Source organism: Caballeronia sp. Lep1P3, assembly GCF_022879595.1.
Classification (GTDB): domain Bacteria; phylum Pseudomonadota; class Gammaproteobacteria; order Burkholderiales; family Burkholderiaceae; genus Caballeronia.
In genome coordinates, this window is the sequence record NZ_CP084270.1 from 50,012 (window position 1) to 65,648 (window position 15,637).

General features: G+C 59.9%; 14 protein-coding genes and 3 pseudogenes. 6 read left to right on the plus strand and 11 right to left on the minus strand.

Annotated features, from left to right (window positions below; all coding sequences use genetic code 11):
- Nucleotides 1–389: 389 nt before the first annotated feature.
- Nucleotides 390–593 (plus strand): cold-shock protein, encoded by a 204-nt coding sequence (locus LDZ27_RS28065; RefSeq protein WP_244798007.1) that lies wholly within the window; start codon nucleotides 390–392, stop codon nucleotides 591–593.
- 953 nt (nucleotides 594–1,546) lie between these two features.
- Here the strand turns inward: LDZ27_RS28065 and LDZ27_RS28070 are convergent.
- Nucleotides 1,547–2,356 (minus strand): PHB depolymerase family esterase, encoded by an 810-nt coding sequence (locus LDZ27_RS28070; protein ID WP_244818732.1) that lies wholly within the window; start codon nucleotides 2,354–2,356, stop codon nucleotides 1,547–1,549.
- A gap of 1,384 nt (nucleotides 2,357–3,740) precedes the next feature.
- On the opposite strand from LDZ27_RS28070, the pseudogene rplI reads away from it, so the two are divergent.
- Nucleotides 3,741–4,153: pseudogene (gene rplI, locus LDZ27_RS28075) on the plus strand (50S ribosomal protein L9).
- 203 nt (nucleotides 4,154–4,356) lie between these two features.
- Here rplI and LDZ27_RS28080 read toward each other — a convergent pair.
- Together LDZ27_RS28080 and LDZ27_RS28085 are read right to left on the minus strand one after the other, a co-directional pair.
- Nucleotides 4,357–4,611, minus strand: a complete 255-nt coding sequence (locus LDZ27_RS28080; RefSeq protein ID WP_244818704.1) for a hypothetical protein — start codon at nucleotides 4,609–4,611, stop codon at nucleotides 4,357–4,359.
- Between the two features lie 317 nt (nucleotides 4,612–4,928).
- Nucleotides 4,929–5,180 carry a hypothetical protein gene (locus LDZ27_RS28085; protein WP_244818705.1) on the minus strand — a complete coding sequence of 84 codons (252 nt, stop codon included), beginning with the start codon at nucleotides 5,178–5,180 and terminating at the stop codon, nucleotides 4,929–4,931.
- Nucleotides 5,181–5,421: 241 nt separating this feature from the next.
- On the opposite strand from LDZ27_RS28085, the gene istA reads away from it, so the two are divergent.
- Both istA and LDZ27_RS28095 read left to right on the plus strand, forming a co-directional pair.
- The gene (istA, locus tag LDZ27_RS28090; protein WP_244818706.1) at nucleotides 5,422–6,945 is read left to right on the plus strand and encodes an IS21 family transposase; all 1,524 of its coding nucleotides are present in this window, start codon (nucleotides 5,422–5,424) and stop codon (nucleotides 6,943–6,945) included.
- A gap of 12 nt (nucleotides 6,946–6,957) precedes the next feature.
- Nucleotides 6,958–7,152, plus strand: a pseudogene (locus LDZ27_RS28095) (ATP-binding protein); the annotation flags it as partial.
- Nucleotides 7,153–7,183: 31 nt separating this feature from the next.
- Here the strand turns inward: LDZ27_RS28095 and LDZ27_RS28100 are convergent.
- A protein-coding gene (locus tag LDZ27_RS28100) for an IS3 family transposase (RefSeq protein ID WP_244814132.1) occupies nucleotides 7,184–8,760 on the minus strand; the annotation gives its coding sequence in 2 pieces (ribosomal slippage) (nucleotides 7,184–8,292 and nucleotides 8,292–8,760; 1,578 coding nt in all).
- Between the two features lie 64 nt (nucleotides 8,761–8,824).
- Between LDZ27_RS28100 and LDZ27_RS28105 the strand changes: the two are divergent.
- Both LDZ27_RS28105 and LDZ27_RS28110 read left to right on the plus strand, forming a co-directional pair.
- Nucleotides 8,825–9,409: pseudogene (locus LDZ27_RS28105) on the plus strand (ATP-binding protein); the annotation flags it as partial.
- A gap of 366 nt (nucleotides 9,410–9,775) precedes the next feature.
- The gene (locus tag LDZ27_RS28110; protein ID WP_244818709.1) at nucleotides 9,776–10,147 is read left to right on the plus strand and encodes a hypothetical protein; all 372 of its coding nucleotides are present in this window, start codon (nucleotides 9,776–9,778) and stop codon (nucleotides 10,145–10,147) included.
- A 152-nt stretch (nucleotides 10,148–10,299) separates the two neighbouring features.
- Here LDZ27_RS28110 and LDZ27_RS29175 read toward each other — a convergent pair whose 3' ends face one another.
- The 7 genes from LDZ27_RS29175 to LDZ27_RS28145 all read right to left on the minus strand — a co-directional run bounded on the left by LDZ27_RS29175 (nucleotide 10,300) and on the right by LDZ27_RS28145 (nucleotide 15,390).
- Nucleotides 10,300–11,559: a serine protease gene (locus LDZ27_RS29175; protein ID WP_370653516.1), complete on the minus strand. Its 1,260-nt coding sequence runs from the start codon at nucleotides 11,557–11,559 to the stop codon at nucleotides 10,300–10,302.
- Nucleotides 11,560–11,701: 142 nt separating this feature from the next.
- Nucleotides 11,702–11,914: a hypothetical protein gene (locus LDZ27_RS28120; protein ID WP_370653517.1), complete on the minus strand. Its 213-nt coding sequence runs from the start codon at nucleotides 11,912–11,914 to the stop codon at nucleotides 11,702–11,704.
- Between the two features lie 64 nt (nucleotides 11,915–11,978).
- Nucleotides 11,979–12,215, minus strand: a complete 237-nt coding sequence (locus tag LDZ27_RS28125) for a hypothetical protein (protein ID WP_244818710.1) — start codon at nucleotides 12,213–12,215, stop codon at nucleotides 11,979–11,981.
- A 306-nt stretch (nucleotides 12,216–12,521) separates the two neighbouring features.
- The gene (locus LDZ27_RS28130; protein WP_244818711.1) at nucleotides 12,522–13,166 is read right to left on the minus strand and encodes a hypothetical protein; all 645 of its coding nucleotides are present in this window, start codon (nucleotides 13,164–13,166) and stop codon (nucleotides 12,522–12,524) included.
- A 556-nt stretch (nucleotides 13,167–13,722) separates the two neighbouring features.
- Complete coding sequence (locus tag LDZ27_RS28135; protein WP_244818712.1) at nucleotides 13,723–13,965, minus strand: hypothetical protein; 243 nt, start codon at nucleotides 13,963–13,965, stop codon at nucleotides 13,723–13,725.
- 163 nt (nucleotides 13,966–14,128) lie between these two features.
- Entirely contained in the window at nucleotides 14,129–14,863 is a 735-nt protein-coding gene (locus tag LDZ27_RS28140) for an IS6 family transposase (protein ID WP_244818680.1), read from the minus strand.
- 287 nt (nucleotides 14,864–15,150) lie between these two features.
- Entirely contained in the window at nucleotides 15,151–15,390 is a 240-nt protein-coding gene (locus tag LDZ27_RS28145; RefSeq protein ID WP_244818713.1) for a hypothetical protein, read from the minus strand.
- Nucleotides 15,391–15,637 lie beyond the last annotated feature (247 nt).

A 15,637-nucleotide genomic window follows, 5' to 3' on the forward strand; every position in this document is an offset into this window, starting at 1 on the left:
CCACCATTGCTGATAGGCCTGGCAGCGCGGAAGCAGGTTCAATCATACATTCGCTGACTCGCCGCTAGGGCGGCCCTACTCGCCTAGCGGCCTCGGTAGGATGCGCACGGCGCCGAGTCGTATCGCTCGAGAAGTCGCCTTCTCAGCATCCAGTTTTCTCGCCTGCTGCTAAAAGCCGTCACCTCGCGGTTTTCGCAAGCGCAAAAGAATGACGATGCCTTGGCCTCCGATTGCAAGCATGCCGATGCTCACTAAAGTGACTTCCTCAGCGTCTATGATCGAACCCGTGTTTGCACGACTGTTGCCTGGATAGCCCTGTCGGCTAAGATGGATGCTGACGGTCGCGAGGGTGACTGTTTTTTCTCGTTAATTTTTAGGTAGAGCACATTATGGCAACGGGCACGGTTAAGTGGTTCAACGACGCAAAGGGGTTTGGGTTCATCACGCCGGACGAAGGCGGAGACGACCTCTTCGCGCATTTCTCGGAGGTCCGCGCCGAAGGCTTCAAATCCCTAGCCGAGGGACAGAAAGTGAGCTACGACGAAAAAATGGGTCCCAAGGGCAAGCAGGCGTCGAACATCAAGCCGGTGTAACGCTCGCTGCGCCACGGCGCATATACGACCGCCGAGGCGCGATCCGCTGCGCAGCGGATCGGGGCTCGGCGGTCGACGGATCGCGCTTAGGTGTCGGTCGCATTCCAAAAACTGCCGCTGACAATGGACCGCACACCCGACGCCGGCTGTCCTTACTAGACTTCTTATCCGAGCGATAACCTGGCAGGTTGCGCGTGGCCTGGTTGCATGCGCGCATCGCATGACCCGCTCAATCGCCCGACGCCTGCCGCGTTGTGCGTTGCTGCGCTAAGCTTCACCAGTCGAAGCGGTGCTTTTCTTCGGTCTCCTGATGGCGCCGATCGTCGTCGACGTTCAACTAGATGCCGGTCGTCGTCAGCGATGCAGGTGTTGAGAGAAGCCGTTGAAAAGGCTGAGAAGGTCTCCCCGCGCGACTCCATCGCATATGCTGGCTCCTACAGATTCGACGGCCAACAACTGCTGCATCTCGTGTTCGCGCCCGGCGTTCCGGTCGAACATCAGCGCCTCCGATGCGAGGTTCGTAACCCCGCCGCGCTTCATCCCCACTTGCACGCCCGCCTGGGCCGCCACGTGTCGAGCACGATGACTTGTCGCGCTCGAGCACCACGGACGCGTGCTCAGACGGAGGCGACAACCTCGGCCTGAACACCTCCAGCGACAGCTTGGGCAAGTCAATGGCAGACAGTTGGCTGCCCTCTTGGCTTTAGTGCAAGCGCGCATCGGAAGTCACGAATGCCAATCGCCGGATCACGCCCCTTGCAAGCGAGTCACACGTCTGTTACGTCTTGTTTGGGGTGTTTCCGGGACTCGCTCAGTTCGCCCTCCCATTTATCCCAATGGCTGCGGTCGTCGCCATTTTGAGTACTAAGATAAACGACGATTTGACAAGCACGTCAATTCGAGCATCGCCGCAGCTAGCCGCTCCAATGTCGGCATACAACGCTGACTATGGCTTAGAAAAGCAGGCCGTCCCGCGCGTTGTCAAGCGTGAACTGACTGACAAACCGAACGATGGCCGCACTCGCATCGGGCCCACGGGGGTCCGTATAAGTGCCGTCGGGATGACCGCCCGACCAAGCATGACCGAGCCCATGCACGAGCCATCGCTCGGTAAGCAACGATCCGTCTTGATCACGCCAAACGTCCCGAGTGTAGGCGCGGCCGTTGGTTTCGCGCTCGACGCATGTTGTAGGACACGCGGGCGTGTCGGCCGCGTTGCGGCTCAACAAATGATTCATCTCAACTATCTGGTCGCTGTTGAGCGGGTGCACGGTATCGTCGGCATCTCCGTGAAAGACGATTAACGGCACGGTACGCTGCGGAGCCACTTGTGGATCTGGTTTTGGCAGGCAGACGGTGCCTCGGCCGTCATTCATCGCGCACCACGCTGAGACGTGCTCCTTCGCAACGCCGAATGCCATGCCTGAATGGACAGCCGCAGCTGCATACAGGTCCGGATGAGTGACGGCCAAGTTGGTCGCCATGGCGCCGCCCGCGGACAGTCCGGCCACATAGACGCGAGCACGATCTGCGTTGAACCGGACGATGACGTCGCGCGTCAGGGCAGCGAGCGCCGCGGTTTCACCGGAGCTGCGCGCCTGATTTGACGGCAAGAACCAGTTCCAGCAACGCAGCAAATTGGCGCTTTCCCGTTGCTCCGGATACACGACGATAAATCCAGTCTCTTCGGCGAGCACGTTCATCCGCGTTCCAGCCGGGAAGTCATCAGGGTGCTGCTGGGCGCCGTGGAGCATCACCATCATCGGCAACGACCGACCATCCTAGGAACTAGGAAGGTAAACTTTGGCCTGGTGAACATCTCCGCCATGCTCGCAGGTGTGACTCAACCATTGAGCGCCTCCCTTAGCCCGGAGTGGCACTTTCCCAGGCGATGTCTCAATGAAGGTCTCGGCCATTGGCGTGGACAGGACCGAAGTCAAATAGTCACTACTCTGCGGGCCGTGGTCGCTTGCCGTTTGCAGCGCTAGAGCCGTACTGTCTGAAGCGGTGAGGAACTGTCCCGATAAGCGAGCGCCGGGCATGAAAGACGACCAAAACGCGTCGTGTGCCGAGAAAAATGGGGCAAATAGATTCATCGACGTCTCTTGGCTGCTGGGTTCGGATGGGAAGCTGCGTGATGCGCAGGTTGAAAAAAAAGCAGACGACGGGATGGAACATGAGGCGGGCGGCTCATCAGCTTCCCCGCAGGCTCTATGTTCATCATTGCCGCTTCGACGCTTCCTTTTTCGCCTTTTTCGCGTCCTTCTTTTCCTTCGGCGTCTTCGTGGCCGCCTTCTTCTGCGCCTTTTTTGCGTCCTGGGCCTTGCTCATTTCATTTCTCCCTATGCTTGCATCTTCTAGCGACAGCTAGACGGCTTGGCAACATCCCCGCAAGCCGCAGGCCAGTACCGGTGACCCCATTTCCGCAGAGGCGGTGCGCACATGGTCCTCGCGCGATCAGATCACGCAGCCATCTCCGGACGGCCTCACGCGACGAATGTCAAATCGTCCCGTCGACAAAGGGAGGATGCTTGCATTCGCGGAGGCGTCGCGGAGGAAAATCAGCCGCTGGATGGGAGAGGAGATTCTAGGGTTCACAGCAACATGCCTGCATCGCGAGTGAATGACGGGCAATCGCATCAATCACGTCGATTGTATGCGGCAAACGGGGCGCGCATGCTAAGCGCCACAATTCGGTGAATGACGTCCGAAGTACATCGCTTCCAGATCGGGAAACCGGCCGGCTTGCAGTATCCGATCAAGTTGCGCCTTAGCCAACTCAATGCGCCGGCCAAGCTAATTGTCGCCGCCCAAGATTCCCCGCTGGCGCGAAAGCGATGCGTTTCGTCGGCTGCTGTCGGCGTTCAAACGCATATTACGCTACGTCGCCCGTCTGATCTTGCGCGACGCGACATCGTGCAATCGTCCTGGCTGCCAGCGGGGGACTCACCGGCGAAGTGTCGCGGATCTTGAACGCCGCCGCAGAACTGGCGATTCGTGACGGCAATGAATCGATCAATCTTCATCGTCTCGAGCAGGTAACTTACCTTGCCGTCCATTAGTCTGCGTCCATGGCCGGTAGCGCCTCGCCCGTTCGACGATGAGCCCTTCGGGAGTTGGTTCGGGCGTGTCGCCAGCCGCTACCAGTTGAGCGTCATTCAGGCGTGGGAGATCAATCACAAGGTCAAGGACGGTTTCGCCCGTAACTTCCTGATCCCCGGCAAGAAGGCGCGTCGCGCAACAAAGGGGACGCGATCGCCGAACTCGAAAAGAACGCCGCTGAAAAGCTGGCTGCCGCGCAAGCGCAAGGCGAGAAGCTGAGCGGTTTCACCGTGCAGATCTCGCAGAAGGCGGGCGTCGACGGGCGTCTGTTCGGTTCGGTCACGAACGCGGACATCGCCGAAGCGCTGAAGTCGCAAGGCTTCGCTGAAGTCGAAAAGGCGCAAGTGCGCCTGCCACAAGGCCCGCTGAAGATGGTCGGCGACCATCCGCTTCAAGTGGCGCTGCACACGGACGTGCTTGTCGACGTCATCGTGTCGGTGCTCGGCGAGCACGCGTAAAATCGTGGAGCAAGCAAGAAGCGGTGGCTAGCGCCCACCGCAATGCGGCGCGGATCTGTGCAACAGCGTCGGACAGTATCCGCACTCGTTTCATCGCTTTCGCTGGGCGTTCTACACCCGCCGAACGCGGGACTGTGCTCGACTTATCTCGCGCTGCGCCGACGAATCATAGACGCAAGTTACGGCGCTATTATTTGCAACGCTCATCGGCCGATTTTCGCTACCCGTCTGCGCACATAAGCGGACCCGCCCTCGTAAGCGGCTTCCTCTGTATCAAAACGAAGTTTGCTGTCGTAACGCGTTTCGCCGGCATTTTCGCCTCCCGTGTCTGATTCGACCACAACGAAGGTAAAGCCGCCGTCTGTGAGGAGCTGCACTTCGACGTGAAACTCGTTGTTTCCAATTTTTAGAATGCGCGACACGATGAACTCCGGATGCAGAGCTTCGTCTAAAACCATTAGGCGCGTTGGCCCTCTTCAGTGCGTCGAGGTACCGCGCATCATGCATAAGACGGCATCTCTGGCAGACCCTCAACCATGGACCGGCGGGTGACCGGTCTCCAATTCGGTCCATCGGTCAGGACCGGACGAGAGGCAGCAAGAACTCCGCGTCTGCGTGACGACAGGGCATGTTCACATCATCGCATATCCGCATCTCAACAAATGCGCGCGCGACCCACCGCAAGAAACTGAAACGCAAGCCGGCGCGCGGCGCCCCGGTTGCCTGCCAAAATCGTATCGCGGAGCGTGCCATAGAACGACGCTTTCGGCTCTTCTCAGTGAGCCGACGCGACCTCTTCGCGCCGCAGGCCCGAGTCACCCATCAGCAGGATCGCCGCGCGCGCGGCGCGCCACTGCTCCGCGTTTTCCGCCGCACCCCGGGCGTAGAGTTCGTCTCTCAGCCGTCGCCACCGGTCGGCCCGCGCGAAGTCACTGACCGACATATCTATAGCAATGTCGCGATCCCCGTCCTTCGGAATAGCCGCTAACGGCAACAACCGGGTCGTCGCAGGCAATACCTGAGGCATTTTCCGTCACCTCCCGGGCAGGACCTGCTGGTGTACCCGAGCGGCAGGTCACTGTCGGGGAACAGAACAAACGTGCGTATTTCGGACGAAGGTGACCGGCCGTTTCGGGATCGTGACCGGCGATTTCGGCAACGTGACCGGCCGTTTCGGGAACGTGACCGAACGGACCGGACGACAGGACTGGCGTTGCGCATGACATCAACCACGCGAGCTATGCTCGCCGGCTTTTGCCGGAGAGAGCATGCCCGCGCACCGGATGAACATGCGCATGATCAAGGACGTTTTACGACTTAAGTTCGACGGCGGTTTCTCGCATGATCGAATCGCCGCGTCGCTGGGCATTTCCAAGGGCGTGGTCACGAAGTACGTCGGACTGGCGGGTGCCGCCGGGCTGGATTGGGCGGTCGCCTGTGATATGGACGAAGGCGAGCTCGAGCGACGGCTTCTTGGCAAGCCCACCGGACCCGCGGCCTATGCACAGCCCGACTACGGTCGCATCCATCAGGAGCTACGCCGCAAGGGCGTGACGCTGACGTTGTTGTGGGAGGAATATCAGGCGGAGTTCGCGAATCGAAAGACTTACCGTTATACGCAGTTCTGCGAGCACTATAAGGCGTTCGCGAAACGGCTGAAGCGCTCCATGCGGCAGATCCACCGTGCTGGCGAGAAGCTATTCGTCGACTTCGCCGGTCCCACGTTGCCGTTGACCACAGGGCGCCGCGCGCACATCTTCGTGGCCGCCATGGGCGCATCGAGCTATACCTTCGCATGCGCCACGCCGGCCGAGACGATGGAGGACTGGCTGAGTGGTATCGCCCGCGCGCTGACCTTCTACGGCGGCGTTCCCCAGCTGATCGTGCCGGACAACCCGCGCGCGATGATCGCCGATCCCGATCGCTATGAGCCTCGCGCCGGCGACACCGTGCTGGACTTCGCGCGTCACTACGGCACCTCATTTCTGCCTGCACGCGTTTATCGCCCGCAGGATAAGCCGAAGGTTGAAGTGGCGGTTCAGGTGGTCGAACGTTGGATCATGGCGCGCCTGCGTCATCGCCAGTTCGAGTCGGTCCAGTCGGTGGACGACGCGATCCGCCCGCTACTGAAGAACTTGAACGAGCGCCCATTTCAGAAGCTGCCTGGATGCCGCGCCAGCGCATTCACCGAGTTAGACGCGCCGACCCTACAGCCACTGCCGATGCAGCCGTATGAGCTCGCGCGGTTCAAGGCAGTGACGGTCCACATCGACTACCACATCGAGATCGATAAACATCGCTACAGCGTTCCGCACGCGCTTGTGGGACTCAAGCTCGATGCGCGCATCACAGCGGGTGCTGTCGAGTTGTTGCATCGCGGTCGCCGTGTGGCCAGCCATGCTCGCAATGATCGCGTAGGAGGCTACACCGCCGTCGTCGAGCACATGCCGGCGGCACACCGCGCCCATCTCGAATGGACTCCGCAGCGGCTTATCCACTGGGGCCAGCAGATTGGCGGCGCCACCGGCGCGCTCGTCGCGCGGCTTCTGCAGGAACAGCGCCATCCCGAGCACGGCTATCGGGCGTGCCTGGGCTTGCTCTCGCTCTCACGTCGCTATGGTCGCGACCGTCTCGAAGCGGCGTGCGCGTTGGCGCTCGAATTGGGTGTACATCGTTACCGCCACGTGCGCGACATCCTCATCAACAACCGCGACCGCGCGGCAGCGACCACGCCTGTCGAATGGGTCAGTCCAAGTCACGCGCATGTCCGTGGCCCCAGCTACTACCAATAAAGAGAACCCGCCATGATGATGCACCAAACCTTGACGCAACTACGCACCCTGAAGTTGGATGGGTTCGCTGACGGATTGGAAGAGCAACTGACGCAGCCCGGCACTGCGGCTCTGAGCTTCGAGGAACGCCTGTCGTTGCTGGTCGACCGGGAAGCAAGTTGGCGCGATGATCGTCGCCGCACCCGACTGCTCAAGCAAGCGGAAATTTTCAAGCTAGTTGTCGCCTCAACGAATAATTTCAGGCTGCCTTTCTCTCCTGGTTAGGGCGTCGTGGGGTACCGCCCTGGTTATCGATTCGATCCGGGTTCAGGTGCACAGCATCGACGCGTTGCCAGTTGCGCGTTGGGCCTTTCCACCGAAGCGGATTGCGTTGCCGGGCGTACTCGTAGAGCGCCGCGCGTCGATCCAGAATGTCCTGATCGAGGTTGGCATGACGCTGCGCCGGCGTGACGAACCGGATCGCGCTGTGACGATGCTCCTCGTTGTACCAGCGCACCAGTGCGCCCACCCACGTGCGCGCGGCAAACAGGGTATCGAATGCCTTGAGCGGATAAGCAGGTCGATACTTTAGGGTCTTGAACAACGACTCGGAGTAAGGGTTGTCGTTGCTCACGCCCGGGCGACTCAGCGACGGCATGACGCCCAGCGCCTGAAGGGTGGCAAGCATCGTCGCGCCTTTCATCGGGCCGCCGTTGTCCGAATGCAAAATCACCTGGGCGGGCTGTATCGCTTCGCGCGCGCAGAGGTCCTTGAGGACTTCGCTGGCCAGCACGCTGCTTTCCTCGGCATACACCTGCCAGCCGACAATTTTGCGACTGAACACGTCGAGAAACAGATACAAGTAGAAGTACTGCCCACGAACCGTGGTCGGCAGATACGTGATGTCCCAGCTATACAATTGGTTCGGTGCATCGGCGCAAACCGAACGGGGTTTGCTGCGTGCCTGTGCCGGCCGTTCGCTGCGCCGGTGTGCGAGTTGCTTCTCGGCCTTCAGGACCCGGTAGAACGTCGATTCGGAGGCGATATAGCGTTGCTGGTCTGCCAGTCGAGGCACGATCTGGCTTGGCGGCAGATGACCGAATTCGGGCGAGTTCGCGATCGCCAGAAGCTCGGCGCGTTCGTCGGCAGAGAGCTTGTGACGCGGCGCGTGATGCCGTAACGAGCGCCCGTCCACCGCGTCAGGTTCGCCGCGCTGCCAGCGCTGAACCGTTCGAGCACTGAGCCCTAGAATGCTGCACGCACGCGCCTGGCGAGCCCCGGCCAGGGTCGCCTCGCTGATCAGGTCGATCAATGCCTTGCGCTCTTCAGGGACCGTCATTCGGCCTCGCCCCCGAACAGCGCACGGTGCTTTTTTTGCAGCACCAACAGCGCCGCAGCTTCAGCCAGCGCCTTCTCCTTGCGTTTGAGTTCGCGCTGCAGCTCGAAATTGGCCTGCTTCAGATCCCGGACTTCCGTGGCGCTCTCGCGCCGACTACCGGTTCCACCGACCGTGCAAAAATCCGCTCGCCACTGCGCGAGATGATGTGCGAACAGGCCGCGCTCGCGACACCAGCTGTTCAACGCTTCGTCGACCAACCCGTGGCTCTCCTGCAAGGCCATCAGCCGTTCTTCCAGCGACCAGTCTTCCGGACGTCTTGCGTGTTCGGAGCCCGAGCTCCGCTTCGCGGCGGCGGCGCCTCTCATCCACTTCCTTAACGTCAGTACGTTCACGTTCAATTCGTCGGCCACTGCTCCAACCGTTCGGGGGCCGCGCTGCAGGACCTTCGACAGCGCCTGTTCCTTAAATTCAACAGAATACGTTTGTTTCGCCTTCACCCTGTACCTCTGACTCTTCTCGATAAGAAAGTTCAGAGGCGACAACTAGTCTGACGCCGGGGGGCAAGCGCGCCTGAAGTATCCGCAGGCCACCATCGAAGATCTCGACACCCGCGCTGGTCGAGGCGTGGACCCGCGTTCGCTCACAAGCCTGGCTCTCGGCGACTGGGTCGAATCTGGATACAGCCTGCTCATTAGCGGCCCAACCGGCGCAGGTAAATCATGGCTCGCTTGCGCCCTCGCGCAGTATGCCTGCCGACGCGGGCACTCCGCGTTGTACCTACGTGTGCCGCGCCTCGGCGAGGAACTGCGCGTCCTCCACGGCAACGGCGGCTTCACCAAATGGCTGCTGCAGGTTGCTCGCGTTGATGTTCTTCTGCTGGACGATTGGGGAATGGCTCCGCTCGACGCGATGGTCCGAAACGATTTGCTCGAGATGATTGACGACCGATCTGCCGGCAAAGCCACGATTGTGACAAGCCAGCTACCAATCGAACACTGGCATGGCTGGATAGGCGACGAGACGATCGCCGACGCAATGCTAGATCGCCTTATGCAGCGTCATCACCGCATCAAACTGACGGGCGAATCTCTTAGAAAACCATCTCCGAAACCCAGCGGGCTCGAACCAGAACTCGACCAAAACTAGCGAGGAAATCTACAATCGAATCCGCGCAACGCCCGACCTTGCCGAATCGGTCACGTTCCCGAAATCGGCGGTCACGTTCGCCGAAATACGCAAAACGGCCTCGTCCTGGATTTACCCCACCGCCCAATCATCCCGCGGAGGGGACATCCGCGACGCGCTCATCAAACGGCGTGCGTGCCGATCGCATTCCGTGCAACCTGGTCCAATATTGCTGAAGCCGGCCAGAACGCGATTCAGTCATCCTCCACGCGTAACAGACGGTCGAAATCGCCGATGGCGCGGCCGCGACGCGCGAGGATGCTCGACCGGAAGACTCGACCGGCAGGTCTCTGCTGGAGGAAGCAGCAGTCAGCGGACCCGGCGCGCATGCCGGCAGAAGGCCGCAGCCGCAGAGAGCTGCTCGATGGCACTCGTGTAGAGGAAACCTCCGTCTTGACTCCGACAATGCTGCACGAGATGCAGACGCAGGTACTGGAGCTTGTAGCCGCCACGGGTCAGCACAGCGAGCGGGTTCTTGAATTGATCACCGTTCCCTATGTTTGCGAGTACCGTAGCGATGGGAACGCCGCTTCTCTCGAACGGCTCAGGCATGTGCCGCTCGTCTTCCAAGTGATCGAAGAGGCGTGGTCTCGGGATGCCGACGACATTCACAACGAGCAAGTGACCGATGGGCGCATTTCGCACCTGTCACCGAATTCGGCGTTACCGAACGCCTTGCTTTCTGTCACCGACGACTGAAATCGGGTCTACAGACTTAACGGGGATTCGCGTCTTACCTTCAAGGTGCACTTCCGAGCCTACCGTTGGCCCATCAATGCCGTCAGGCTTGCCCCTGGGACGACAGAAGATAATAGGCCGGCACTTCGGCGGCCACACACGAAAACATCTAATTAGTCGCTCTGCTCGTCAAGGTTCTTGCTTGAGGAATTCGACCCCTCTGTATCGGATTTGCGTGACTGATCCTTGCCCGAGTCCGTAGTTGAGACGTTCAGTTCATCCAGCGTCTTGTCGATTTTTTCCTTGTCGCCGCGATCCAGCGCATCTTGTGCGGCGCGGTCCTGGTTTTGTTCGGTTGTTGGTTTTGCGTCGCGCTCACTACGTCCTTCTGGATCGGAGGCGCCATTCATTTCGTTATGATCGGTCATTATTGCTCCCTGTCGAGGTATCTGAGTTAGTGACATGAGGATGTCGGCATACCAGGCGCTGTTGAGTCCAAGGGATTCGTCAACTTGCAGGTCCCGTTCGCCCATATCGATCGTTGACGAGTGGACACCCAGTAGCTTCCACGACAGCGCGCCCCTGTTACTCGCCGTCCCGGCTGTCGCATCGCTCATCACGACGGGCGCGCCGCTGGTGCCTCGATGAGTGCGTGCATCGGTAATAAAGCAGCCTTTGCCCTGAAAGCGTAGACCGAAGGCCGACGCGATGACCCCTTGCCTGACCACAGGCAGGTGGTGCAGCGAATCATGGAAGCCGAGCGGGAAGCCAACAATCAAGACAGATGACCCGACCGGCATCACGTCTTGTGCCTTCGGCAAATGCTCTGGCCCAAACGCTTCGAACACCGCTGTGCGGGGCAGCTGTTCCCTGATCACCTCTAGCACGGCAACGTCGACCTCACCGCCTCCATCCGCGCCCTGTCGCCAGAGGCCCATCCCATCAGCATAGAGGGGAAGCGAAAACCAAATCGATGCCCCAAGGTTATCGTTGTCAATGTGAAGTTCAATTTCGAGCCGGTCCGGGAAGTGTTCGCTCAGCGCATCGAGGACTACGTGCCGGCTGGTCACCAAGAACAGCCGCGCGTCACGCGCGAAAAAGAAGCCGCTGGCGTTCGTTAGATGGCGTTCATTCGCGAATGTCCTCACGCGCGCGGCGGCGAGTAATAAGCTTTCTACGGTGGGTTGATTGACCGTCGTGCGTACGGTTGAGGACTGTTCTCCGACCGCGCAGCTGGCGCGGTTTGCGATCGATGCGAGGAGCGCCTCGCCCTGCGGCGTTGCGTGCGCCGATGCCAGGAAATCCGCGACCGATGTGTCACTCGGATTTCCACCTGATGCAAGATTCGGCACGTGGCGGACGACGGGCACATCGTCAGCACCGCGGAGCAGAAGCCACCTGTCGCCATTCGCGCTCACGTAAAGTTCAATCAAGTCTTTCTCCATCTGGCACATTGCTGAGATTCAGCGATGAGCGATCCTGGCAGCCGTAGCGACTTGGTATGTAGCGACCTGCGGAAACGGGGGACAGAAACCCCGCTGTCGAGTGTGATCGTCTGGTGGACCGATGAGAAGGTCATTGCTGCCTGTTCGGCACATTCGGCGACGAGATAGGACCAGCGCCGCGTGAACGGGCCGTTACGAAGTGGAATTCGACGGCCCAAGACGCGCCAAGCACGCTCAGATTGCTGCCTCCCAAAATCTGAAAGCTGACGTCATACAGATCTTCCGACGATGCCTCCAGGGTGACGTGAATCTCAAAGCCGCGGTAAGGGCCGATGCGAAACATGAGGCATTCCTCGAAGTCGATTCGGTGCCTCAATCGAGAGGGGCGATGGGAACCGCCGACGACGTTACTGCTTCGGGACGACCCCTTCGCGGACAGGGGCGTCAATCCATTCGCGCGCCCAGGTTCGTGCATAGACGATGGCATCTTCGCGCTCCTCGAAAGCGGCTAAGTCACCGCTCATCAGAACTTGAGGCTCTTGACCGTCAACGGCGGGCGTCGTTATTTTTGCATGTGCCATGTACTCGCCGTCCGCCCTACGTGGCGTAGGATCAACACTGAAACTTGGTTCGATGAGCGTCATCTCGTTCTCCGCGAAGTTGACCGACCATTCGCCAAGGGACGGCTAGGTGATGATGATATCCCAGCACCGATTGGGCCCGACCGGCCGCTAGAGAGCTGAAGAGCATCACATCTCACTTACATCGGTGCTGGTGATTTGCTCGAGCGACGAAGACGGTTACATCGTCTTGCTCCCGCGGGAAGTCGCGGTAAGCACGGCAGCGATGATGGCCGGATGACGCACAGCCAGCCGACGCGGAAGTTGAGATCCGGACGCAATCGATGCTGACTTCGTCGGCTAGCGAGAGCAGCCCCGCCCAACCTCCGCTCAGGTTCGGCGATTTTCCTCACAATCGTCCCAGTAGCGCAGTGGGTCGCGATGGTCCGGGTAATGTAAGTCAAGCCACGTTGCGAGCTTGGTCCAATCGGGATGGTGGGTTCCCGTTCGCGCCGACCAGTTCGATGATCGTTCGAGAATTCGACCATTTCCGCGATCGCGAACAAGCACACTCGCGAGACCGTTCGAAGTGTTGGCCTGTGATTCGATAAAGTAACGTGGCAGGAGCCTGAGTTCAGCATCCTTGGCCCATCCGTATAAGCCGCGAACCGCGCCAGAAGCATCTCGCAATTCGATGGGGCCGCTTTCCGGACGAACCGCTGTCCAGCCTTCAGGAAACTCCCCGACAACCTCGTCTTTGCTTTCTCTTACCCACTTCACACGAAGAGCGCGCGTCATCGCTTCGCGCATGCGAGGCACCGATGGGTAGCCCGGCGGCAATTCGATCGACACCGGCAGCGTGACCAGGCTGTCCTTCCAGAGGGTGAGTTCGTCCTCGACGCGCTTCGCGACATCGGACACGTCTGGGCCGAACGGATTCTCGGGGCGCCTTGACCCACTCGACTTCGTCGGCGGCAACCCCTCGAAAAGGCGCTCAGCGTCCTGACGGGTTAGTTTTGACTTTCCTTTGTTCATGCTCTCTCGGTACAAAATATAGATCGGCTTGAACGCGCACGACCCCCGTGACCGCAAAGCGGTCCAGTCGAGCGACGACGCTCGCGCATAAGATCTCACCGTCAATCTAACGCTCATCGTCGCGACTCACCCGTTGGTCCCGGGGCGACGCCGTGCGGCGCGAAGCAAACGCCAGTCACGATGTGACGCTGGCATTCGTGCAAATCGTGTCCCAAATCAGATCGGCGCGCAAACATGCCAGCGATAGGTGGGCAGCGATAGTTGGCCCAACAGGTTGCCAGCGACCGTGACGATCACGATGCTTCGCTGCGACGGATCATTCGCCTAACTCACGACTGTTACCGGGTTCATCGCTTTCAGGTCGGGGAAACGCCCCGCTTTCAATATCCGATCCAGCTGCGCCTCGGCGAGCTCAGTTCGGTGAAGGGGCGTGGAGGCGAACTGCGTGTCGCGCGCGCGTAGGACCGCCTCGATCGCCTCGCACTGATCGTCGGCGATGGCCCACGGGTGATTCGTCTCCGAATCGTGAATGCACTCCCTCAGGACTGCTTCCGCCCTAAGATACGTTGCGATGGGGTGGGTCAAACCGATCCTGCTCGCAGATGAAGTAGGTCAGGTAGAGGATTTTAACTAGTTCACTCGCGAGGTCAGCGTTGACCCGGCCGTTGCGCATTGCAGCCAGCGCCAGATGGTATCTCAGCGAGAAAGCCCGCGCCGTCGCCGGGGCAATCGGCAACAGCTTCGCCAGGGTTAGCTGCGGGCGGCGCATCATCTTCGCGTTCTTTGGTTTCTTCGACATGGTGGCGATTGTCAGCGACCGCCCCACGTTAGAAACCTTGGATGCCAGGGCGCGACGTGTGGGAGAGTCGTTTTGCAGTGAGCTCCGAGCAGGAGCACTGTGCTGCAGAGGCTCTGTCAACTTGTCGAGACTGAGTCGGAAAGACGGCAAGAAAAAGCGTCCCTCAGAAGGCGCTGGACGGATTTCGGGTGACCCCGGTGAACTCGCGCCAGGCAACAAATCGCCCTTCGAGTTGTTTCCGATAGAGTGAAGCGCGCAGCAGATGCCGCTTGAGCGCGAAGTGTTGCCTGATCGGCCCGAAGCACGAGAGAAATTTCTGTGTGCGTTTCGGGTTGCGAAAGCCGCGCATACGCCGTTCGCGTTCGCGGGTCGGTTGGTGGCTGTTCTCCGCGCGGTTGTTCAGTCGGGCGGCCGCTTTGACGAACACGTGCTTCACGTTCGCAAGTTCGGGGATCTCCGCCTTTGCCGCCGGATAGCTGCGCAACTGATCGGTGACGATCTTGCGCGGTACCGGGCTCGAGCGCAGCACACGCTCGAAGAAGCGTTTGGCCGCGGCTTTGTCGCGCCGCTTTTGTAGCAAGATGTCGAGTTCCGCGCCGTGCTGGTCGACCGCGCGCCACAGCAGGTGCGGTTCGCCACGCAGCGTGACGAACATCTCGTCGAGGTGCCAGGTGCTACCCGGCTTGCGTCGCGCGGCTTTCACCCGGTGAGCGAAGCCGTTGCCAAACTTATCGCACCAGCATCGGATTGTCTCGTATGTCACGGTCACGCCGCGCTCGAAGAGCAGTTCCTCGATGTCGCGCAAGCTCAACTGAAAGCGGAAATACCAACGCACAGCGCAACTGATGACCTCGGCCGGGAAACGGTGACCGTGATAGAGCGATTTCGATTTCTTCATCGCATCATCTTACGTGACCGACCCAACAACCTGACAACGCCTTACGGCACAATGCAACAAGGGATGCTTCCCACTACCGGGCTCATGCTCTCGGCAAAAGACAGTTGCCTACTGTCGTTTCTGAGCGGAATCCTGGAAGGGCGCTTTGTTGCCGGTTGAGAATCGGGGCGCACCGATGTTCCTTTTCGTACGCGGGTAACCGTCAATCTAACCTTACCCCCGAAACCGGCTAGGCGCGGTCCACCAACAAATTACTGCGTGTAGTGGGTCGGGAAACAAACATGCAGTCAATCGACGGGACCGAGTAACACGTCGATTGCAGCTTGGCCGGCAATTTCGGCCACCAGATAGGCCCAACGCTCAGTAAAAGGTCCGTTGCGCAACGGGATGCGGCCTCCCCGCGCACCGAGCACTTCGAGGTTCGTGGTGCCTCTTATCTGAAAGGTCACGTCAAAGGTGTTTTCGTCAGCAGCCGAAGTCAGTTCGATCTGAATTTCGAAGCCGCGGTATGCGATCGTTCGGTGCATGAAAGCCTCCCTTTCGTCTTCGGACACTAACATGAGTCAGCATCAGATGGTCTACGCAACCTTTGGGATAGTAGTCATGCATGCGCCACCACGCGTACTCAAATATCTACATACAGGAACCTTCAGGACCGCAACTACCGATTCCATGAATGCTTCTTGACCACTTCGACGAATCTCGCGCGCGGGCAACTTCTTCATCGGCTGTTGGGGTGGTCACAACGATAACCGGAAAGTCTGTACCGGTGCG